This window comes from Streptomyces sp. NPDC048751 (genome assembly GCF_043198595.1).
Lineage (GTDB): Bacteria > Actinomycetota > Actinomycetes > Streptomycetales > Streptomycetaceae > Streptomyces.
On record NZ_JBICUX010000003.1, the window covers coordinates 376,758 to 396,297 of the forward strand.

The following is a 19,540-nucleotide window of genomic DNA, read 5'->3' on the forward strand; positions in this document are numbered from 1 at the left end:
CGGCTCGTATCGAGTCGGCCCCTCCCGTTACGGCACCCTGGCCCGCAGCTCCCCCTTGAGCACCTTCCCGCTCGCGTTCCTCGGCAGCTCCCGCACGAACTCCACCGTCCGCGGCACCTTGTAGTTGGCCATCTCGCGCCGCGCCCAGGCGATCAGCTCGTCGCCGGTCAGCGCGGCCCCGGGGCGGCGCACCACATAAGCCCTGCCGACCTCGCCGAGTCGCGCGTCGGGTACGCCGATCACCGCCACGTCGGCCACGTCCGGGTGCAGGCCCAGCCGTTGCTCGATCTCCGCCGGGTAGGCGTTGAAGCCTCCGACGATGTACATGTCCTTGATGCGGTCGGTGATGCGGAGGTTGCCCGAGTCGTCCAGGACGCCGACGTCGCCGGTGCGGAGCCAGCCGTCGGGGGTCAGGGCCTCGGCGGTGGCCGCCCGGTCCTCGTAGTAGCCGCGCATGACGTTGAAGCCGCGGACCCATATCTCCCCCGGGGTGCCCGGCCCGAGCGGGGTCCCCTGCGCGTTCACGATCCTGACCTCCGTGCCGGGGATCGGGCGGCCGGAGGTCGACGCGATGACCGAGGGGGCATCGTCGCGGCGGCACATGGTGACGATGCCGCTCGCCTCGGAGAGGCCGTACGCCGTAAGGACCGTGTCGACGCCCAGTTCGCCCCGGAGGCGTTCCACCAGGCGCAGCGGGACCACGGCCGCGCCCGTCACCACGAGCCGCAGCGCGGACAGGTCGTGGGCGGTCCGGGCGGGATGGTCCAGCAGGGACTGGTGCAGGGTCGGGGGGCCGGGCAGGACGGAGACGCGTTCCGCCGCCACGTTGGCCAGGACCGTGTCCACGTCGAACACGGGCTGCGGGATCATCGTCGCGCCCCGCATCAGGCAGGCGATCACGCCCGCCTTGTAGCCGAAGGTGTGGAAGAACGGGTTGACGATGAGGTAGCGGTCGCCGCGGCGCAGGCCCGCGAGGTCGCTCCACACCTCGTACGCCCGCAGCGTCTGCGCGTGGGTGATCACCGCGCCCTTCGGGCGGCCCGTCGTTCCCGACGTGAAGATGATGTCCGAGGGGGAGGACGGGGACACGGCCGCCGACCTCGCCCGCACCTCCGCCCCGCTCACGCCCTCGCCGCTCGCCAGGAAGTCCTTCCAGGTACGGAAGTCGGCCGGGGCGTCCTCCGCGAGGACCACCACCCGCTCCAGCGAGGGCAGCCCGGGCAGCGGCCCGGGGCCGTCTCCGTCGCCCGCCGCCCTGCGCAGGGCCGCCACGTACGACGTCCCCAGGAACGTGCCGGTCACGAACAGCAGCCGGGCGCCGCTGCGGCGCAGTACGTCCACCGCCTCCGCGCCCTTGAAGCGGGTGTTCAGGGGGACCAGGACCGCGCCCGCCGAGACCGCGCCCAGCGCCGCGACCATCCAGTCGAGGGAGTTGGGGGCCCAGATGCCGACCCGGTCGCCGAGGCGCACCCCGTTCGCCACGCAGGCGGCCGCCGCGCGCTCCACCCGGGCGCCCAGTTCGCCGTACGTGATCCGGGTGCGCCCCTCCACGACGGCCTCGACGTCCGCGTACCGTTCGGCGGCCGACCGGACCAGTCCCGGAACGGCACCCCACGCCCTGTCTGCGCTCACAGCAGGCCTCCCAACCCAGGAGCTGACTACCCGTCAGATTAGCTGTAACCTGACGCACTGTCAGCAGCCGGGCACCCTCGCGGAGGTAGCCACAGCATGGCCGCACTCAAGGACGCCACCGCCGTCGTCGGCATCGGACAGACCCCCTTCGCCAAGCGCCTCCCCGAGGACGAGCGCACGCTCGCCTGCCGTGCCGTCCTCGCCGCGCTCGACGACGCCGGCATCGCGCCCGGCGAGGTCGACGCCCTCGCCTCGTACACCATGGAGGAGACCGACGAGGTCGAGCTGGCGAAGGCCGTCGGATTCGGTGACCTCACCTTCTTCAGCAAGGTCGGCTTCGGCGGCGGGGGTTCCTGCGCCACCGTCGCGCACCTCGCCGCCGCGATCGCCGCCGGGCAGGCGACGGTGGGGGTCGCCTGGCGGTCACGCAAGCGCGGGAGCGGGCCCCGGCCGTGGACCAACACGGCCGTCCAACTCCCCACTCCGGGCCAGTGGACGAGGCCCTTCGGCCTCCTCCGCCCGGCCGACGAGATCGCCATGCTCGCCCGCCGTCACATGCACGAGTACGGCACCACCCGCGACCACCTGTTCAACGTCGCCCTCGCCTGCCGCAACCGCGCCAACCAGAACCCGGCCGCCCTCATGTACGACCGCCCGCTCACCCGCGAGATGTACATGACCTCCCGCTGGATCAGCGAGCCCCTCTGCCTCTTCGACAACTGCCTGGAGACGGACGGGGCGTTGGCCTGTGTCGTCGTCTCCCGGGAGCGGGCGCGTGACTGCCGGTGGCCGCCCGTCTACGTCCACTCCGCCGCCCAGGGACTGCCCGCCCAGCACCACGGCATGGTCAACTACTGGAACGACGACCCCCTCACCGGCCCCGCCTGGACCGCCGCCCGCCACCTGTGGAAGCACGCGGACCTCACCCCCGAGGACGTGGACGTCGCCCAGATCTACGACGCGTTCACACCCCTGATTCCGCTGTCCCTGGAGGGCTACGGCTTCTGCGGGCGCGGCGAGGGCGGCGCCTTCACCGAGGGCGGTGCGCTGGAGATCGGCGGGCGGCTGCCCCTCAACACCGGCGGGGGCGGGCTCAGCGAGGCCTATGTGCACGGCTTCAACCTCATCAACGAGGGCGTCAAGCAGCTGCGCGGGACCAGCACCGCCCAGGTTCCCGGCGCCGCCACCTGCCTCGTCACCGCCGGCGAGGGAGTCCCCACCTCCGCCCTCCTGCTGAGGAGTTGAGATGCTCCAGCCGATCGCCGACCCCGACGGCGCCCCCTTCTGGCAGTACGCCGCCCAGGGCGAGCTGCGCGTCCAGGCCTGCGCCGACTGCGGCGAACTCCGCTTCCCGCCCCGGCCCTGCTGCCCCCACTGCCAGTCCTTCGCGAGCGAGTGGCGTGCGATGTCGGGACGGGGTCGCGTCTGGTCGTACGTCGTCCCCCATCCGCCCCTGCTGCCCGACTACGCCGAGCAGGCGCCGTACAACGTGGTCGTGGTGGAGCTGGCGGAGGCGCCGCGCATACGGCTCGTGGGGAACCTGGTCAGCCGCGCCGGGGCGGCGCTCAACTCCCTTCCGCCCGAACGCCTGCGGATCGGGGCCAGGGTGCACGTCGTCTTCGACGAGGAGTCCGGGCTGCCCCAGTGGGTACTGGAGCGACCGTGAGCCTGCGAATCAGCACCTACGAGGACACCGGTGTCGCCGTCATCACCCTCGACCGGCCCAAGCGGCTGAACGCGATCGACCTCGACACGGCCGCCGAACTGGCCGCCATCTGGCGCGCGTTGCGGTACGACGACTCCGTACGGGCGGTCGTGCTCACCGGCGCGGGAGAGCGGGCGTTCTGCACGGGGATCGACCGGGACGCCGTCGTGCCGCAGCCCGACTCCCCGTACATGCAGGACGATCCGCTGCTCACCGTCGGCCCGAAGGCGAACGACCTGTGGAAGCCGGTCGTCGCCGCCGTGGAGGGGATGGCCTGCGGGGGCGCCTTCTATCTGCTCGGGGAGTGCGAGTTCGTCGTCGCGGGCGCCGGTGCCGAGTTCTTCGACCCGCACACGACGTACGGCATGGTCAGCGCGTACGAGTCGGTGCTCATGGCGCAGCGGATGCCGTTCGGGGATGCGGCCCGGATGATGCTGATGGGGTCGGCGGAGCGGATCGGGGCGCGGAGGGCCCATGAGATCGGCCTCGTCTCCGAACTCACCGAGACCGGAGGCGCTTTGGCCGCCGCCGAGGCTTGCGCCGCGGTCATCGCCGGGTATCCCGCCGAGGCCGTGCAGGGCACCGTGCGCGCCCTGTGGTCCGCCAAGGAGGCGGCGCGGGCGCAGGGGTTCGCGCAGGCGCCGCATCTCATCTCGCTGGGGAACCTGCCCCCCGACCGGCAGGCGGAGCTGTTCGCGGGGCGGCGGTCGGGGGGGTACCGGGTGCGGTGAGCGGGCGTCAGGGGACCGGCTTGGCGTCACCGTCGGCCACACAGTGGTCGATGCGGGGGACGAGGCGGGTGTCGTCCACTCTGACCGTCACCTTGGTCGAGCTGTTCGACGGTACGTAGGCCTCCGCTCTCCGCCGGGTGACCTCGTCGCCCCGCTCGTCCAGGAAGGCGACGTGGAAGGCGAAGATGCCGGCGGCGCTGTTCGGGTTGGTGACCGAGACGGTCGCGTACGGGGCCTTCTCGGTGGCGCAGCTGATCAGGTCCGTCGCGGCGTTCTCCAGCACCGGCGTGGACGTGTCGCCCGACCCGCCGCTGCCGGAGGTGCCGTAGTCGTCATCGTCGTCGTAGTCGTTGTCGTGGTAGCGCGACCCGCTGCCCCCGGAGGTCGACGACGAACTGTCGTGGTCCTGGCTGGAGCTGCTGCACCCACCGCCTCCGCCGCTGCCGTGGCTGCTGCCGTGGCCGTGACCGCGGCTCGTCGAGAAGCCGGTGAGCGACAGGACCACGAGTGCGGCCACCGCTGTCAACTTGATGCTGCGTCCCCGTGAAAGCATGACGGTCACCCTACGCACTGCCTGTCACGGTCATGTCACCGCGTGGCGATGACCGCGTACCCGGCGTAGCGTCTGGACCTGAGAGCGGTGAACGGGCCGCTCCCCGACGCGGCGGCCGCCGTCCGGGTCCCCTTCCGTGCGCACCGGCACGACGGCCGTCGGCGGCCAGGCCGGTAGGGCGGTCCGACCGGCAGGACGGCCCGACCGCCCGTCACGCCGTGCGTGCCGTCCCCGTCCCCTTCTCCGCGTCCAGCGCGTACACGCAGCGGTCCTTGCTGCACGCGTACACGACGCCGTCCCGCACGACCGGGGAGCCGGTGATCTCGCCGCCGGTGGCCAGCTTCCAGCGCAGGCGGCCGTCGTCGGCCTTGAGGGTGTAGAGCAGGTGGTCGGTGGAGCCGAAGTGGATGCGGCCCTCGGCCACCGCGGGGGCGCCCACGATGTCGCCGCCCGCCTGGAAGCGCCACTTGGGGGTGCCGGTGACGGCGTCCAGGGTGTAGAGGCCCTTGCCGCTGCCGACGTGGACGTGGCCCGCGGCGACGAGGACCGGTTCGATGGACGTCCGGGACTCGGTGGCGATGCGCCAGCGGTCGCGGCCGTCGGTGGCGTCGAGGGCGTACACCGTGCCGAGGTAGTCGGCGAGGTAGACGCCGCCGCCGGTCACCGCGGGGCCGGAGACGAAGGTGGGCGGGGAGAGGAAGACGGCGGGGGCCTCGAAGTGCCAGCGGACCCTGCCGCTCGCCACGTCCACGGCCAGGACGCGGGAGCCCGCGGAGAGGTACACGTAGCCGTCGGGGCCGTTCGTCACCCGGACGGGGACGCCGCTGCAGGAGGCCGCGTCGCCGATGGGGTACGACCAGCGCTCGTCGCCCGTGCGGGCGTCGAGGGCGCGCAGGCGGGCGTCCTGCCAGACGTAGGCGGTGCCGTCGTGGAGGGCGGGGCCCGCCTCGGGGGACTCGAAGTCGGTCTGGCAGCCGGTGATCTCCCAGAGCTTCTGCCCGTTGGAGGCCTCCCAGGCCTGGACGCCGCCGCCGCGGGTGCCGGTGAGGACGGTGCCGCGGTCGGCCTTGAGGGAGTACACCCAGGCGTCCGTGGACAGCCGCCACAGGTCGCCGCCCTCGCGGGCGTCCAGGGCGAACAGGGTGGGGCCGTCGGAGGCGTGGACACGGCCGTCGGCGACCGCCATGGACCAGGCGACGTCCCGCGTCTTGAAGCGGCGGCGGCCGGTGGCAACGTCCAGGGCGTGCACCTCGAAGGAGGTGACGTAGACGAGGTCGTCGGCCACCTTGGGGGTGCCCCAGACGTCGTTGGACATGCGGAACCGCCAGGGCCGCCAGCCGGCCGCCGTCTCCGGGGGCACCGGCGGCGGCGCGGGTACGGCGGGGTCGGCGCCGTTGAGGCCGGGGCGCGGCCGGGACCAGGAGGCGACCAGGCCCGCCTCGGGCGGGGGCGCCTTCACGGCGGCGGCGCGGGCGTCGGCGACGCGCGGGCCGGGGCCGATCGGGACGGGCGCGCCGGCCAGCCGCACGGGGCCGGTGTCGGGGCCGCCGACCGGGACGGGCTGCGGGCCGGGCACCACGGGGTCGTGGGAGGGCGGGGGCGGCACCGCGGGCCTGCCGCCGCTGCGGGGGCCGGCGGAGGTCTGCTGCGCGGGCGGGCGGCCGCCGCGGCGCGACTCGATGAGGGCGACCGCCTTCTCGGGCAGCCACGCCGACGCCGTACCGCTGTCGTCGGAGCCGGAGCCGAAGAGGTGGGGGGCGAGCTGGGCCTGGAGGTCGGCGGGGTTGGGCCGGCCGGTGGCCTCCATCTGCATGCAGGACTCGATCAGGGGGCGCAGCTCGTCCGGGAGCCCTTCGAGGTCCGGGCCCTCACGCAGCAGCATGAAGACCGTCTCGACCGGGTTGGCGCCGTGGAAGGGCGGGTGCCCGGTGGCGGCGAAGACCAGCATCGAGCCGAGCGAGAAGACGTCGCTGGCGCCGGTGACGCTGCGGGAGTCCTTCGCCTGCTCGGGCGACATGTAGGCGGGTGTGCCGACGGCGACGTTCGTCATCGTCAAACGGGTGTTCGATACGCCGGAGGCGATACCGAAGTCGATCACCCGGGGGCCGTCCTCGACGACCAGCACGTTGGACGGCTTGAGGTCGCGGTGGACGAGGCCGGCGCCGTGGATGGACTGCAGGGCCTCCGCGACACCCGCCGCGAGCCAGCGCACCGCCTGGGCCGGGAGCGGCCCGCACTCGTTCACTATCTCCTCGAGCGAGGGCGCGGGCACGTACGCGGTGGCCAGCCACGGCACGGCGGCACGCGGGTCGGCGTCGACCACGGCGGCCGTGTAGAAGCCGGAGACCGCCCGGGCCGCCTCCACCTCACGTGTGAAGCGGACGCGGAAGAGCTGGTCCTCGGCGAGCTCCGTGCGGACGGTCTTGATCGCCACACGCCGGCCGGACGCCGAGCGCGCGAGATAGACCAGACCCATGCCGCCGGCCCCCAGCCGTCCCAGCACCTCGAAAGGCCCGATCCGCCGCGGATCGTGCTGTGTCAGCTGATCCACCACTTGCCTGCCACCTCCCCGTACGAGCCGCGTGGCTCACCTGTGTACGCGACCCCGTGCAGCGTCTCACCACCGCACCGCCATGGCGGCACGCACCCCGATTCTTCCTGGCCGGGCCACAGGTTGCGAACCCGGTGAGGAATGGGATGTCTACCTGTTTACCAGGACGAACGTGACGGATCAGCGCTGCAGCACCGCGAACGACGCCCCCTGATTGTCGGTGACGACGCCGACTGTCCCGTACGAGGTGTCGAAGGGTCCCGCCTGGACACGGCCGCCGAGCCGGTTCACCGTCCCGAGTGCCGCCGCGCAGTCCTCCACACGGAAGTGGACCAGGAAGTGCGGCGGCATCTCGGCCGGGAAGACGCCGGTGACGGGCGCGCGGCCGAAGTCGGGATCGGCGCCGGGGCCGAAGAGGGCGTCGTGGAAGAGATCGCCGTAGAACGTGTTCGCGGACTCGGTGTCGCGGGTGTACAGCTCGGCCCAGGCGAAGGTGCCGGGCTCGTGGCGGCGGCCGAAGCCGGTGTGCCGCAGCGGCTGCCACAGGCCGAAGACGGCGCCCTCCGGGTCGGTGGCCAGGGCCGCGACGCCCAGGTCCCCGACCGGCATCGGGGCGGTGACGACCTGCCCGCCGGCCGCCCAGATGCGGTCGGCGAGGCCCTCGGCGTCCGGGGTGGCGAAGTAGACCGTCCAGACGGTGGGCATACGGCCGTCCGTCTTGCGGGCGAGGGCGGCGACGGGCTCCCCGTCCAGCCGGGCCCACACGGAGGGGCCGTACGCCTCCTTGAAGGTCCACCCGAAGAGCTCACCGTAGAACCGCTCACCCGCCGCCACGTCGGGCAGCTGGGCGTCCACCCAGCAGGGGACGCCCTCTCTATACGCGGATGCCCTGTTTTCGGCCATGCAGCCAACGTAGCGTCGGCTTCCGCAGCCCGCAGACCAGGCACACCCGCCCCGCAGCACCCGCACACCCCATTTGCAGTCGGCCGAATCGCGCTCCCATCACCCCTCGGTAAGCTGACGGCATGACAGGACAAGTGCGTACCGTCGACGGCCGCGTGGCCGGTCGGCGCGGGCAGGCGACGCGGCAGAAGCTGCTGGACTGCCTCAGCGAGATGCTCAGCTCCTCTCCGTACCGGGACGTCAAGGTCATCGATGTCGCCCGGAAGGCAGGCACTTCGCCCGCGACCTTCTACCAGTACTTCCCGGACGTCGAGGGCGCCGTCCTGGAGATCGCCGAGCAAATGGCCGCGGAGGGCGCCGGGTTGACCGAGCTGCTCGAGGGCCGCTCCTGGGTCGGCAAGTCGGGCTGGCAGACGGCACAGGAACTCGTCGACGGGTTTCTGGAGTTCTGGAAGAAGAACGACGCGATCCTGCGCGTGGTCGACCTCGGCGCCGCCGAAGGCGACAAGCGCTTCTACAAACTCCGCATGAAGATCCTCAACTCGGTGAACAACTCCCTCTCGGACGCCGTCGCCGAGTTGCAGGCCAAGGGCAGGGTCGACAAGGACGTGAACCCGGCCGCGATCGCCGGTTCCCTCGTCGCCATGCTCGCGGCGGTCGCCTCGCACCAGAAGGGCTTCCAGACGTGGGGCGTCAAGCAGGCTGAACTGAAGCCGAACCTGGCGCTGTTGGTGCATCTGGGCATCACCGGAAAGAAGCCGACGAAGTAGGCCGCGCGCAGCATCGAGGAACTTTTTCCGGCCCCAAGTCCTGTCTGGCAGGCGGCGGTTCACATGTGTGAACCACCGCCTGCTTCCTCTTGGGGTGGGGTTTCGATGCCCAGGGCCTCGGTGATCGGCGCCCAGCTCCAGTGCGTGGGGCCGCTCGTCTCCATCCACTCCCGCGCCCACCGGCGTACGTCGGCCCGGCAGTCCACCGGGGGGTCCGGGTCGTGCAGCAGGGCGTCGAGCACGTCACCCGCGCCGGCCCTGTGGGCGTTGCACGCCAGCCAGGCGAGCGCGCGGGTGACCGCCGCCGCCCGCCAGGGCGCGTGTCCGGTGTGCCGGAGCAGACGGCTCAGGGGGCGTGCGACCGCGGGGCTGGTGGCCCGGGGTTCCATCCAGGTCAGAAACCGCTCCGCGCTGCGGGCCAGCTGCTCCTCGGTGAGGTCGCGCTGGGCCAGCAGGTGCGCGAACACCTGGTCGGCCCCCCTGCCGACCGTGCCGCGCCGGGCCAGCCAGGTGATCGTGTGATCGATCAGCGCGGCCCGCTGCTCCGTCCCGCTCGGCACCGTGTGCAGCAGGCCGATGAGCAGGGGCGTCGCGCCGGCACCCTCCGGCATCCTCTCCAGCGCGTGGGGAGCGAGCGCGGCGGCGCACTCGGGGCCGGGAGCGGGACCGCGTTCGGCGAACAGCGTCAGCAGCACCTTCAGGGCGTTCTCGCCCTGCGGGTACCGCTCGAACCAGACCACCGTGAGTTCCTCGACCTCGGCCCGCAGAGCGGGTGCCAGGTCCTCGCGGCCCAGCAACGGACCCAGCACCCGATCCGCGTTGGGCCTTTCCGCGTGGCCCCGCAGCCAGGTGACGGCGGCCCGCACGACGGCGTCGGCGTGGTCGGGCCCGAGGGACGGCAGGAAGAGCAGCGGCTCGACGACGAACCCGGCGTCGTCGCCGTCGGCGCGCCCCTCCAGCCAGCGCAGTGCGAGGTCCAGCGCCTGTTGGGCCTGGTCCTCGGCGAGGCTGCCGTGGCACCACAGCAGGGGTCGCAGGACGTAACTGGCGTGGGGGTCGACGCCGGGCAGTGCCAGCCACTCCAGGGCGAGACGGGCGATGTCCGCGCGGCCGGGCTCGGCGGTGAGGAGGTCGTTGAGGAGGAAACTGGCCTCCGCGGCGGTTCCGTACCGCTTCAGCCACCGCACCGCCATGTCGGACGCCTCGGCCCACGCCGCGTCATGCGGTGAGAGGCGGCCGAGCAGCAGATGCAGCAGGATGGAGTCCGGCCCTTGTCCGTGGTGCCGCAGCCAGCCGAGGGACGCGTCGACGACCTCGCCGAGGAGCGGTCGCGGCAGTTTCTCGCGGAGCAGGTCGGCCAGCAGGCCCTGCGTCGGCTCGATCACCGGCTGTCGGAGCAGCTCGCTGACGCGCTCGGCGGCCGACTCGTCCCAGCGCAGCAGGGGACCGAGGACGAAACCCTGCGATCCGTCGCCGTGGTGCGCCAGCCACACCTTGGCGTATTCGACGGCCTGGCGAGCCTCCCCGTGGGTGAGATCGGTACGCAGCAGTGGACGCAGCACGAAGGAAGCCTGCGCGCTCGTGTGGTGGTCACGCAGCCACGCCAGAGCGTGGCCGACCGCCCGGTCCCGGTGCACTCCGAGATCCGTACGCCGCAGGAGGCGCGGCAGGACGAACGAGACGCCGGGGTTGTCGTTCTGCCGGACGATCCAGGTCAGAGCGGCGTCGAGCGCGGGCTTGCCGTGGGGTCCGAGGTCCTGGCGGTCGAGCAGCCGACCGAGCACCACTGAGCCGGCCGGGTGTCCCGGGTGGCGACGTGTCCACTCCCGGGCGGCTTCCACCACCCGCGGCGCGATCGCGGGCGGGAGGTCCGGGCGGGCCAGGGCGGCACCCAGCAGCTGGGCGGAACGCCGCTCGGCCGGGTGGCGCTCGACCCAGCCCAGGGCGTGGCGGGCCACGACGTCCAGCCGGTCCGGCGCCAGACCGTCCACGTACAGCAGGGCCTGGAGGAGGATGTCCGTCTCGCGGGCGGCGGGCCGGGATTCCAGGCAGGCCAGCGCGCTGTCCAGGAGGCGTTCCGGCAGCGGGCCGACGATCTTGTCCACGGCCTGGGCCAGCACGGCGGGCAGGGCGGTGGGCTGCTCGCTCTCGATCCGAGCCAGCCAGGGCCCGACCAGCTCGTCCCAGAGCCGGAGCATCCCCGCCTGCCAGGGCGGCCGGGCCACCAGGTCGAACGCCGTCTCGCCACGGGCGTCGGCGGAGAGCAGGCTGCCGATGCTGTCGGCCCGCCGGGCCAGCCAGCGCGCGCACACGGACTCGATCTCGGCCTGCCGGTACTCCTCCTGGTCGGTGCTCCAGCGGGACAGGTGCCGTACGGCCTGTGCGAACACCGGGCCCCGGTCGAGCAGCGCGTCGAGCAGCTCCTGGGCGGTGCGGCTCTGCACGGCCTCCCCCGGTGCCAGGGTGGCGTCGAGCAGACCGTCCGCCACGATGTCGTGGACCAGTTCGGGCCGGTCGTCACTCCCCACCAGCCAGCCCTGTCGACACAGCTCGCCGACCACGCCACCGCCGTCGTGCCCGAAGTGGGCGTCACCGCGTGCCTCGAGCGCCCGGTCCACCGCCGATTCCACCAGGGAGCGGTCCTGCGGGCAGGCCAGCAGGGCGACCGTGGAGGCCAACAGGAACACATGCGGCCGCGACAGGCCGGCTTCGCGGTCCGCGGCGGTCGGGACGCCGAAGTCGCGTTCGAGCTGTCGCCGGAGCCAGTCGAACAGCTCTCCCCTGCGCAGGTCGGACAGGTCCGGAGCGCGCTGTCCGGCCCGTGCCTGCTCCTCCAGTACACGCGCGATCAGAAGGGCGAAGACCGGCCGGTCACTGCACGCGTCCACCAGCCAGCTCTCGCCCCACAACCGCCGCGCCCGAGGGGCGACCTTCCGGAAGATCTCGTCGGCCACCCTGGCGCGGTATTCCTCCCCGTCCTCCAGGGGCACCCGGGTGAGGACCGTCTGCCGCGCCAATCCCTTGAGCGCACCGGGCCGGGCCGAGGCCAGGCAGGCCACCCGCCCCTCCGGGTCACCGGTCTGCAGTGCCTCGCTCAGCCGGGCCAGCGAGAGCTGCGCGTAGCTGTCCAGGTAGTCGAGCACGAGCAGGACCCGGGCGGCCTCCGCGACCCCGGCATGCGCCAGGGCCGCCTCCACGAGTTCCTCAGCGGTCACGCCGGACGCGGGGGTCGCGTGCAGGACCAGCCAGTCCCCTTCCGCCCTCTCCGAGGCCAGCTTCGCCACCTCGTGGCAGGTGCGGGTCTTGCCGGCCCCGGCCACGCCCTCCAGCAGCACTCCGCGCTGCGGCTCCGCGTGTCCGCGCGGATCGAACTGTGCGTCGAGTACGTCCATCAGCCGGGCGGGAGCGGCCCTGCTGCCCGGGCCGGGGCTGACGAACTCCAGCCGGCCCGCGGTGAGGTACTGCTCCTTGCCGTCCAGGCCCCGCAGCACCTGCTCGTGCGTGCGCAGGTGCGGGGAGAACCAGGACAGCTCCCGGGGAGCGAGCGCGGCGAGATCCTCCGTGCGGGCCGCCCACACCGAGTCGCGCAGCCAGCCGTCGGGGCTGTTGTAGCGGGCACTGACCACGCCGATGACGACGTCGTCGGAGCAGCGGCGCACCGGGGCACCGCTCATGCCCCGCAGCAGGTCCTTCGTGCTGAGGCGGCCGAGGCGGACACCGTCGTCCCGTCGGGTCGTGCCGGCCCAGCGCCCGCTCGCCGTCAGGTACTGGTACGTGTGCCCGTCGTACGCGGGGACGTCCCCGAAGCCCTCGACGACCAGCTCGGTGCCGGGGGCCGCCTTAGCCGTCGGTGCCACGCCGGTCGCGGACCCGGGGAGCGGGCTGTCGGTGCGCAGGACGGCCAGGTCGTTCGGCGGGTCCACCCGGTCGACGACGGCCGTGTGGACCGGTCCGCCGGCCAGCGGGGCGAAGCGCACCTCGGCGCCCGGAACTCCCAGTTCGAGGTCGTCGAGGACGTGGCAGGCGGTGGCGAGCACACCGGGGACGAGCTGGAAGCACGTGCCCACGGGGGAGTCCTGGGACGGATGCAGGACGCTGCCCAGAAAGCCGGGGACGCCGAGGGACATGGCCGTCACTCGGCCCCGTCGTCGGGTTCCGCGGCGGCGGCCGGTTCCGTTCCCCTCCTGTCGTACGTCAGCTTCACCTTGAGCGTCGCCTCGCCGCTGGCTCCGGCCACGATGATGTCGCCCTTGGCGGAGAATCTGAGCCCGAACTCCACCTCCATGGCATCCGGCCTGACCGCCCGGCCCGCTCGCTGCATGGCCGTCACCGTGGAGGCCGCTATCTCCACGATCGTCGACTGCGCCTGTCCGAAGGCGTCCCGGACCCGCTCGGTGAGTTGCCCCGGCCCGGCGGCCGTCGGTTCGGACCCCGGCATCCGCACCGGAGTGGCCTCCACCAGCACCTCGATCCCGCCGACTTGCACGGGTATGTACGCACTGTTCATGTCCGCCCCCGTCTCCCGGATCCGTTGATCCCTTCTCGGTCTACCACAGGCCGCTCCCGCCTCACAGGGTGAACTGCGCGTTCACACAACCCATTTGAGACACCCGCCCGCGGCCTCCAAGTCGGCCTACGCCGGCAGCGGCCGGTCCTTCACCACGTGCTTCATCACCAGCGTGGACGTCAGCCGCTGCACGCCCGGCAGCGTCGCCAGCCGTTCGTCGTACAGCCGTTGGAAGGCCGCGAGGTCGGCCGTCGCGACCCGCAGCAGATAGTCCGGGTCCCCGAACAGCCGCTGTGCCTCCAGTACGTGTTCCACCTCGCTCACCGCCCGCTCGAACTCGGCGACCGTGTCCCGGTCCTCCTGCCGCATCGAGACGAAGACGAGCGCCTCGAAGGTCAGGCCGACGGCGGCCGGGTCCACGACCGCCCGGTACCCGGTGATCGCGCCGGACCGCTCCAGCTCCCGCAGTCTGCGGTGACACGGCGAGACGCTCAGCCGCACCCGCCCGGCCAGCTCGGTCACGGTCAGCCGCCCGTCGTGCTGCAGCTCGGCAAGAATCTTCCGGTCCATGTCGTCCATGAGGCAGATCCTCCCCCGGTTCCGGCGATTTCGGGAAAACTTTGGGAACACCTTTGGCCTCATCGCGCCTAATGTCCCCGGCATGGACTCCGCGACACTGATTTCCTTCCTCGCTCTCGACCTGCTGCTGGTGTGCGTGCCGGGCGCGGACTGGGCGTACGTGATCACCGCGGGGCTGCGCGGGCGCTCGGTGGGCGCGGCGGTGGCCGGGCTGGTCTCGGGGTACGCCCTGCACACCGCCCTCGCGACGGCGGGCCTCGCGGTCCTGGTCGCCGGGTCGCCGACGCTGCTGACCGCGCTGACGGTCGCGGGCGCGGCCTATCTGGTGTGGCTGGGGTGGAGCGTGCTGCGCCGGCCCGGGGTGCCGGAGGCGGGCGGGACGGTGGTGACGGGCGGCGGGCGGGTCTTCCTGCGCGGGGCCGTGATCAGCGGCCTGAACCCCAAGGGACTGCTGCTCTACCTCTCGGTCCTGCCCCAGTTCCTCGTCACCCGGGGCGCCCACCTGCCGGTCCCCGCGCAGACCGCCGTCCTGGGGCTGCTGCACATGGCGTGCTGCGCCGCCGTGTACGCGGCGGTGGGCGTCCTGGCCCGCGCCGTGCTCGGCGCCCGGCCCGCCGCGGCCCGGGCGGTCACCCGGACGTCGGGGGCGGCGATGCTGGGGATCGGGGCGTTTCTGCTGGTCCAGCGGCTGGCACTCGGCGGCTGACCCGGAACAGCCGGATCTCCCGCTTCACCCGCGCCTGGTACGTCGCGTACGGCGGCCAGAACGCCAGCGCCGCCTTCCAGGCCGCCGCCCGCTCCTCCCCCTCCAGCAGCCGCGCCGTGACCGGGATGTCCTCGCCCTTCCAGCTGATCTCGGCGTCGGGATGGGCGAGCAGGTTGTGGGTCCAGGCGGGGTGGCCGCTGCGGCCGAAGTTGGAGCCGACGAGCAGCCAGCCGCGCCCGCCGTCCTCCGGCATGCAGGCAAGTGGCGTACGACGCCGCTGCCCGCTGCGCGCACCGGTCGAGGTGAGGACCACCCCCGGCAGCATCTGCGCACTGAGCAGCACCTTTCCGCGCGTGAGCCGGTGCACGGCACGGTCCAGCGCCGGAATGACATGCGGGGCGACCTTCGCGAAGCCCCGCGTCGAGGACACCTTCTGCACCACCCGCACACCGATCACACCGCCACCTCCGCCCGCTCGAAGAGCCGCGCCCGCTCCGCGGCACGCGCCCGCAGCCGGTGCGCGGGCCCGAAGAGCAACTCGTCACCCGCCGCCCGCTTGAAGTACAGATGAGCCTCGTGCTCCCAGGTGAAACCGATACCGCCGTGCAACTGGACGGCCTCGGCGCCGGCGCCCCGGAGCGCTTCCACCGCCTGGGCCAGGGCGAGCCCGCCAACGCGGTCGGCGGGCGGGGCGTGGGGTGGGGCGACGTCGGCGGGGTCGCCTGCCGGGGCTGTTCGCGGGGCGGGGGCGACGGCGGGGGCGCCTTCGCGAGCCGCGTGCCGCGCCTGTGCGAGGGTGCGGCCCCCCGGGTCCGTCCGTGCCGTCGCCCAAGCGGCGTAGTACGCCGCCGAGCGCGCCGCCCGCACCTGCACGTACACGTCGGCCAGCCGGTGCTTGACGGCCTGGAAGGAGCCGATCGGCCGTCCGAACTGCTCGCGCTGCCCCACGTACTCGACCGTCCGCTCCAGCGCCCGGTCGGCGGCGCCGACGGCCTCGCAGGCGAGGAGGGCGGCGAGGGCGTCGCCGACGTCGGCGAGGGTCGCCGGGACGTCCGCGTCCGGTTCGCCCAGCACCTCGGCCGGTACGTCCCTGAGCTGGACACGGGCCCGGGGCCGGGTCGCGTCCAGCGCGGTCTGCCGTACGCGGACGAGTCCGGCCGCGTCGCCCGGGACGAGGAAGAGGAGGGTGCGGGAGCGGGCGAACCCACCGGTGTGGGCGGCGACCAGGAGGAGCCCGGCGCTGTGCCCGTCGAGGACCTGGTCGGCCTCCCCGTAGAGCAGCCACCCGTCCCCGGTCCCCGCACCCCGCGCCCGCCGGGCCTGCACCCCGCCCGCACGCCCCCCGCCGGCCCAGTCGCCGTCGTTGCCGCCGGTCAGTGCGAGGGCGGTGGCGAGGCCGGGGCCGGGCACGGCGAGGGCAGCGGTCAGGGTGCCGGAGGCGAGGCGGGGCAGCAGGTCGGCGCGCTGCGCGTCGGTGCCGAGGGCGAGGACGAGGGGAGCGGCGAGTCCGGCCGTGGCGAGCAGCGGGGAGGGGGCGAGTACGCGGCCCACCTCCTCGCAGGCGAGGGCGAGTTCGGTGACGGAACAGCCGACCCCGCCGTACTTCTCGGGCAGGGCGAGACCGGGCAGGCCGAGCTGTTCGGCGAGGGCGGTCCAGAGGGCGGGCGCGTGGCCGCCGGGGGTGTCGAGGGCGGCGCGCAGCTCATGGGGTCCGCAGCGCTTGTGGAGCAACTCCCGCAGGGTGCGGCGGATCTCGTCCTGTTCGGCGGTGAAGCTCGCGTCCATGGCCGGCCTTCCCTCCCGATCTGACGGTTCGTCATGTTAGGGGCGCCGAACGGAAGCGGGAAGGCTGTCGGGAGCGCCAGACCTGATATACCGTCAGATTTATGGTGACCCCAGGGAACCGCAAGGTGGCCGTGGTGGGCGTGGCCCTCTCCGACTGCGGCCGGGTGGACGACGCGACGCCCTACGCCCTGCACGCCCAGGCGGCCCGCAGGGCCCTCGCCGACGCGGGCCTGGACCGTACGCTCGTCGACGGCTTCGCCTCGGCGGGCCTGGGCGTCCTCGCACCGGTCGAGGTCGCCGAGTACCTGGGCCTGCGCCCCACCTGGGTCGACTCCACCTCGGTGGGCGGCTCCACCTGGGAGGTCATGGCGGCCCACGCGGCGGACGCGATCGCCGCGGGCCACGCGAACGCCGTACTGCTGGTCTACGGCTCCACGGCCCGCGCGGACATCCGGGCGGGCCGCCGCACCGGCGACCTCTCCTTCGGCGCGCGCGGCCCCCTCCAGTTCGAGGTCCCCTACGGCCACACCCTGATCGCCAAGTACGCGATGGCGGCCCGCCGTCACATGATCGAGTACGGCACGACCGTCGAGCAGTTGGCCGAGGTGGCCGTCCAGGCCCGGGCGAACGCGGCCCTGAACCCCGGGGCGATGTACCGCGACCCGATCACGGTCGACGACGTCCTGTCCGGCCCGATGATCGCCGACCCCTTCACCAAGCTCCACTGCTGCCTGCGCTCCGACGGTGGCGCGGCGGTGCTGCTGGCGGCCGAGGAGTACGTACAGGGCACCCGCTCCGCCCCCGTTTGGATCCTCGGCACCGGGGAGCACGTCTCGCACGCGAGCCTGTCGGAGTGGGAGGACTTCACGGTCTCCCCGGCGGCGGTCAGCGGACGGCTGGCGTTCGAGCGGGCGGGCGTACGGCCCGAGGAGATGGACTTCGCGGAGATCTACGACGCCTTCACCTACATGACCCTTGTGACGCTGGAGGACCTCGGCTTCTGCGCGAAGGGGGAGGGCGGCGCCTTCGTGGAGAAGGGACGACTGACCCTGTCCGGAGGCCTGCCGGTGAACACCGACGGGGGTGGACTCTCCGCCCAACACCCCGGCATGCGGGGCCTGTTCCTGCTGGTGGAGGCGGTACGGCAACTGCGGGGCGAGGCGGGCGAGCGGCAGGTGCGGCGCACGGACGGTGAGTTGCCGCGCCTGGGCGTCGCCTCCGGCACCGGCGGCTGGTTCTGCTCGTCCGGGACGGTGGTGCTGGGCCGGGACTGACCGGATGTTACGGGTGCGCCAGAAAAAACGGGAGAACACGGCAACCTTTCCGGCCGCGGCGACCACTGAGGTGTCGCAAGCACCGCCGTCCGCAGGACGTGCTCCGCCGAACCGCGTAAGGATTCGTCCGTGACATCCCCCTCGCACCGCCGCGCCCGCCCCGCCCGGCGCCCGGTCCGCGTCCCCCTGCTCACCGTGGTCGCCGTGGCGGCCGTCGCACTCGTCGTGTCCCTGGTGATCGCCCTCCGCCCCGACGGCGGGCCCGGCGGCCCAAGCGAGGCCGGCAAGGACAGGGCCGCGTCCGTCGCCGGCGCCCGCACGGACACGCAGCCCACGCCGACGGCCGAGTCGGCGTCACCGTCGCCGTCCACGGCGTCCCCGAGCCCGAAGGCGAGCACCAAGGCCCCCACCAAGTCGGCCAAGCCCAGCAGCGCGCCCGCGTCCGCGCGCGCCGCAGCCAAGCCGGCGCCCAGGAAGCCGGTCACCGCCGCCGCCCCGTCGTCCGGCCGGATCCGCCCGGGAGCCACCTACCAGGGGGTCGCCACCGCCTACGACAGCAACGGCGACGGCGCCTGCTCCTACGGACCGACCTCCGACGTCATGAACGCCGCGATGAACACCACCGACTACGAGACGTCCCGGGCCTGCGGGGCGTACGTCCTCGTCCGCGCGTCGAGCGGCAAGTCGATCACCGTCCGGATCACCAACGAGTGCCCCGCGCCCTGCCAGCCGGGCCAGCTGGACCTCAGCCAGCAGGCGTTCGCCAAGCTGGCGCCGCTCTCGACCGGCCGGATCGCGATCACGTGGAGCCTGCTGAGCCCCGAGACGTCCGACACCATCTCCATCCGCTACAAGACCGGCTCCTCCCAGTACTGGTGCGGCATCCAGGCCATCGGCCACCGCAACCCGCTGGCCTCCCTGGAGGTCCGTACGGGCGGCGGCTGGAAGGCGCTGCCGCGCACCGGCTACAACTACTTCCTCTCCGAGCAGGGCACCGGGTGCGGCAGCGCGATCCGGCTCACCGACATCTACGGGGAGCAGCTGACGGTCGGCGCACTCCCGGTGCGTGCGAACGTCGTACAGCCCACGGGGATCCAGTTCGCCCGGCACTGACCCGATACTCGGAGCATGGCTACGGATCTTCACGAACTGCTCCGGTCACTGCGGGTGTGGGACCCGGAGGTGACCGAGTTGCCGCCCTTCGACCCGGAGGCTGCGCCCGGCGAACCCCTGCCCCTCTTCACGACCTGGTTCGCGGAGGCGGTCGCGGCCGGCGAGCGCGAACCGCACACGATGAACCTGGCGACCACGGACGAGGAGGGCCGGCCCGACGCCCGCATCGTCATGCTGCACGGCGCCGACACCGACGGCTGGTCCTTCGCGACCCACACCACCAGCCGCAAGGGCCACCAGCTCGCCGCCCACCCGTACGCGGCCCTCACCTTCTACTGGCCCGTCCTGGGCCGCCAGGTCCGGCTGCGCGGGCCGGTCTCCGTCGCCCCGGCCGAGGAGGCGCAGGCCGACCTGCACGCACGCTCGACGGGTGCGCTGGCGGCCGCGCTGACCGGGCGCCAGAGTGAGGTGCTGGGCTCGGTGGCGGAGTTGGCGCGGGCCTCGCAGTCCGCGTGGGAGCACGCCCAGGCCCACCCGACCGCCGACGCCCCGACCTGGACGCTGTACCGGCTCCGCCCGGACGAGGCGGAGTACTTCCAGGGGGACAGCGCCCGCCGACACGTGCGGCTCCGCTACCGGCGCGCGGCCGGGGCCTGGGCCAGGGAGCTGCTGTGGCCCTGAGTGCGTGACGCCACCACCGCTGCGGACGCACCTGGGGGACCCCCTACGCC

17 protein-coding genes are annotated in these 19,540 nt (G+C 73.3%); 8 read left to right on the top strand and 9 right to left on the bottom strand.

Going from position 1 to position 19,540, the window contains the following annotated elements; translation table 11 throughout:
- Positions 1 to 27 precede the first annotated feature (27 nt).
- On the bottom strand, positions 28 to 1,632 hold the full coding sequence (locus ACGFNV_RS13390) for a FadD3 family acyl-CoA ligase (RefSeq protein WP_393622029.1): 1,605 nt from the start codon (positions 1,630 to 1,632) through the stop codon (positions 28 to 30).
- A gap of 96 nt (positions 1,633 to 1,728) precedes the next feature.
- Between ACGFNV_RS13390 and ACGFNV_RS13395 the strand changes: the two genes are divergently transcribed.
- From ACGFNV_RS13395 to ACGFNV_RS13405, 3 genes are read left to right on the top strand one after another with little or no spacing between them, the layout of a single operon-like run.
- Positions 1,729 to 2,877 carry a lipid-transfer protein gene (locus tag ACGFNV_RS13395; RefSeq protein WP_393622031.1) on the top strand — a complete coding sequence of 383 codons (1,149 nt, stop codon included), beginning with the start codon at positions 1,729 to 1,731 and terminating at the stop codon, positions 2,875 to 2,877.
- 1 nt (position 2,878) lies between these two features.
- Positions 2,879 to 3,298, top strand: a complete 420-nt coding sequence (locus ACGFNV_RS13400) for a Zn-ribbon domain-containing OB-fold protein (protein ID WP_393622032.1) — start codon at positions 2,879 to 2,881, stop codon at positions 3,296 to 3,298.
- The gene (locus ACGFNV_RS13405; RefSeq protein WP_393622033.1) at positions 3,295 to 4,068 is read left to right on the top strand and encodes an enoyl-CoA hydratase/isomerase family protein; all 774 of its coding nucleotides are present in this window, start codon (positions 3,295 to 3,297) and stop codon (positions 4,066 to 4,068) included. Before ACGFNV_RS13400 ends, ACGFNV_RS13405 begins: the two co-directional genes overlap by 4 nt.
- Before the next feature lie 7 nt (positions 4,069 to 4,075).
- On the opposite strand, the gene ACGFNV_RS13410 is transcribed toward ACGFNV_RS13405, so the two are convergent.
- The 3 genes from ACGFNV_RS13410 to ACGFNV_RS13420 form a co-directional block, all read right to left on the bottom strand.
- Complete coding sequence (locus ACGFNV_RS13410) at positions 4,076 to 4,621, bottom strand: hypothetical protein (protein ID WP_393622035.1); 546 nt, start codon at positions 4,619 to 4,621, stop codon at positions 4,076 to 4,078.
- A 211-nt stretch (positions 4,622 to 4,832) separates the two neighbouring features.
- On the bottom strand, positions 4,833 to 7,175 hold the full coding sequence (locus ACGFNV_RS13415; protein WP_393622037.1) for a PQQ-binding-like beta-propeller repeat protein: 2,343 nt from the start codon (positions 7,173 to 7,175) through the stop codon (positions 4,833 to 4,835).
- A gap of 177 nt (positions 7,176 to 7,352) precedes the next feature.
- On the bottom strand, positions 7,353 to 8,075 hold the full coding sequence (locus tag ACGFNV_RS13420; RefSeq protein ID WP_393622038.1) for a VOC family protein: 723 nt from the start codon (positions 8,073 to 8,075) through the stop codon (positions 7,353 to 7,355).
- A 134-nt stretch (positions 8,076 to 8,209) separates the two neighbouring features.
- Here ACGFNV_RS13420 and ACGFNV_RS13425 point away from each other — a divergent pair, with 134 nt between their 5' ends.
- Positions 8,210 to 8,845, top strand: a complete 636-nt coding sequence (locus ACGFNV_RS13425; RefSeq protein ID WP_133929174.1) for a TetR/AcrR family transcriptional regulator — start codon at positions 8,210 to 8,212, stop codon at positions 8,843 to 8,845.
- Between the two features lie 59 nt (positions 8,846 to 8,904).
- Here the strand turns inward: ACGFNV_RS13425 and ACGFNV_RS13430 are convergent, their stop codons facing one another.
- The 3 genes from ACGFNV_RS13430 to ACGFNV_RS13440 all read right to left on the bottom strand — a co-directional run bounded on the left by ACGFNV_RS13430 (position 8,905) and on the right by ACGFNV_RS13440 (position 13,931).
- Positions 8,905 to 12,972: a trypsin-like peptidase domain-containing protein gene (locus tag ACGFNV_RS13430; RefSeq protein WP_393622040.1), complete on the bottom strand. Its 4,068-nt coding sequence runs from the start codon at positions 12,970 to 12,972 to the stop codon at positions 8,905 to 8,907.
- Between the two features lie 5 nt (positions 12,973 to 12,977).
- Positions 12,978 to 13,352: a CU044_2847 family protein gene (locus tag ACGFNV_RS13435; RefSeq protein WP_393622042.1), complete on the bottom strand. Its 375-nt coding sequence runs from the start codon at positions 13,350 to 13,352 to the stop codon at positions 12,978 to 12,980.
- Positions 13,353 to 13,478: 126 nt separating this feature from the next.
- The gene (locus ACGFNV_RS13440; RefSeq protein ID WP_393622044.1) at positions 13,479 to 13,931 is read right to left on the bottom strand and encodes an Lrp/AsnC family transcriptional regulator; all 453 of its coding nucleotides are present in this window, start codon (positions 13,929 to 13,931) and stop codon (positions 13,479 to 13,481) included.
- Positions 13,932 to 14,013: 82 nt separating this feature from the next.
- On the opposite strand from ACGFNV_RS13440, the gene ACGFNV_RS13445 reads away from it, so the two are divergent.
- Positions 14,014 to 14,637 (top strand): LysE family translocator, encoded by a 624-nt coding sequence (locus ACGFNV_RS13445; RefSeq protein WP_393622046.1) that lies wholly within the window; start codon positions 14,014 to 14,016, stop codon positions 14,635 to 14,637.
- On the opposite strand, the gene ACGFNV_RS13450 is transcribed toward ACGFNV_RS13445, so the two are convergent.
- Both ACGFNV_RS13450 and ACGFNV_RS13455 read right to left on the bottom strand, forming a co-directional pair.
- Positions 14,561 to 15,094: a nitroreductase family deazaflavin-dependent oxidoreductase gene (locus tag ACGFNV_RS13450; RefSeq protein WP_393622047.1), complete on the bottom strand. Its 534-nt coding sequence runs from the start codon at positions 15,092 to 15,094 to the stop codon at positions 14,561 to 14,563. The genes ACGFNV_RS13445 and ACGFNV_RS13450 overlap by 77 nt on opposite strands.
- The gene (locus tag ACGFNV_RS13455; protein WP_393622048.1) at positions 15,091 to 16,422 is read right to left on the bottom strand and encodes an acyl-CoA dehydrogenase family protein; all 1,332 of its coding nucleotides are present in this window, start codon (positions 16,420 to 16,422) and stop codon (positions 15,091 to 15,093) included. The genes ACGFNV_RS13450 and ACGFNV_RS13455 overlap by 4 nt, the downstream gene beginning before the upstream one ends.
- 104 nt (positions 16,423 to 16,526) lie before the next feature.
- Between ACGFNV_RS13455 and ACGFNV_RS13460 the strand changes: the two genes are divergently transcribed.
- From ACGFNV_RS13460 to ACGFNV_RS13470, 3 genes are all read left to right on the top strand, one after another.
- A complete protein-coding gene (locus ACGFNV_RS13460) occupies positions 16,527 to 17,696 on the top strand; it encodes an acetyl-CoA acetyltransferase (protein WP_393622510.1) in 1,170 nt (389 codons plus the stop codon).
- Positions 17,697 to 17,825: 129 nt separating this feature from the next.
- Entirely contained in the window at positions 17,826 to 18,809 is a 984-nt protein-coding gene (locus ACGFNV_RS13465) for an expansin EXLX1 family cellulose-binding protein (RefSeq protein ID WP_393622049.1), read from the top strand.
- 15 nt (positions 18,810 to 18,824) lie between these two features.
- Entirely contained in the window at positions 18,825 to 19,490 is a 666-nt protein-coding gene (locus ACGFNV_RS13470) for a pyridoxal 5'-phosphate synthase (RefSeq protein ID WP_393622051.1), read from the top strand.
- The last annotated feature ends 50 nt before the right edge of the window (positions 19,491 to 19,540 follow it).

Excerpts from the sequence above, each read along its gene's own strand:
- ACGFNV_RS13395 (WP_393622031.1), top strand. The coding sequence starts at position 1,729 with ATGGCCGCACTCAAGGACGCCACCGCCGTCGTCGGCATCGGACAGACC.
- ACGFNV_RS13430 (WP_393622040.1), bottom strand. The coding sequence starts at position 12,972 with ATGTCCCTCGGCGTCCCCGGCTTTCTGGGCAGCGTCCTGCATCCGTCC.
- ACGFNV_RS13435 (WP_393622042.1), bottom strand. The coding sequence starts at position 13,352 with ATGAACAGTGCGTACATACCCGTGCAAGTCGGCGGGATCGAGGTGCTG.
- ACGFNV_RS13400 (WP_393622032.1), top strand. The coding sequence starts at position 2,879 with ATGCTCCAGCCGATCGCCGACCCCGACGGCGCCCCCTTCTGGCAGTAC.
- ACGFNV_RS13445 (WP_393622046.1), top strand. The coding sequence starts at position 14,014 with ATGGACTCCGCGACACTGATTTCCTTCCTCGCTCTCGACCTGCTGCTG.
- ACGFNV_RS13470 (WP_393622051.1), top strand. The coding sequence starts at position 18,825 with ATGGCTACGGATCTTCACGAACTGCTCCGGTCACTGCGGGTGTGGGAC.
- ACGFNV_RS13410 (WP_393622035.1), bottom strand. The coding sequence starts at position 4,621 with ATGCTTTCACGGGGACGCAGCATCAAGTTGACAGCGGTGGCCGCACTC.
- ACGFNV_RS13455 (WP_393622048.1), bottom strand. The coding sequence starts at position 16,422 with ATGGACGCGAGCTTCACCGCCGAACAGGACGAGATCCGCCGCACCCTG.
- ACGFNV_RS13440 (WP_393622044.1), bottom strand. The coding sequence starts at position 13,931 with ATGGACGACATGGACCGGAAGATTCTTGCCGAGCTGCAGCACGACGGG.
- ACGFNV_RS13420 (WP_393622038.1), bottom strand. The coding sequence starts at position 8,075 with ATGGCCGAAAACAGGGCATCCGCGTATAGAGAGGGCGTCCCCTGCTGG.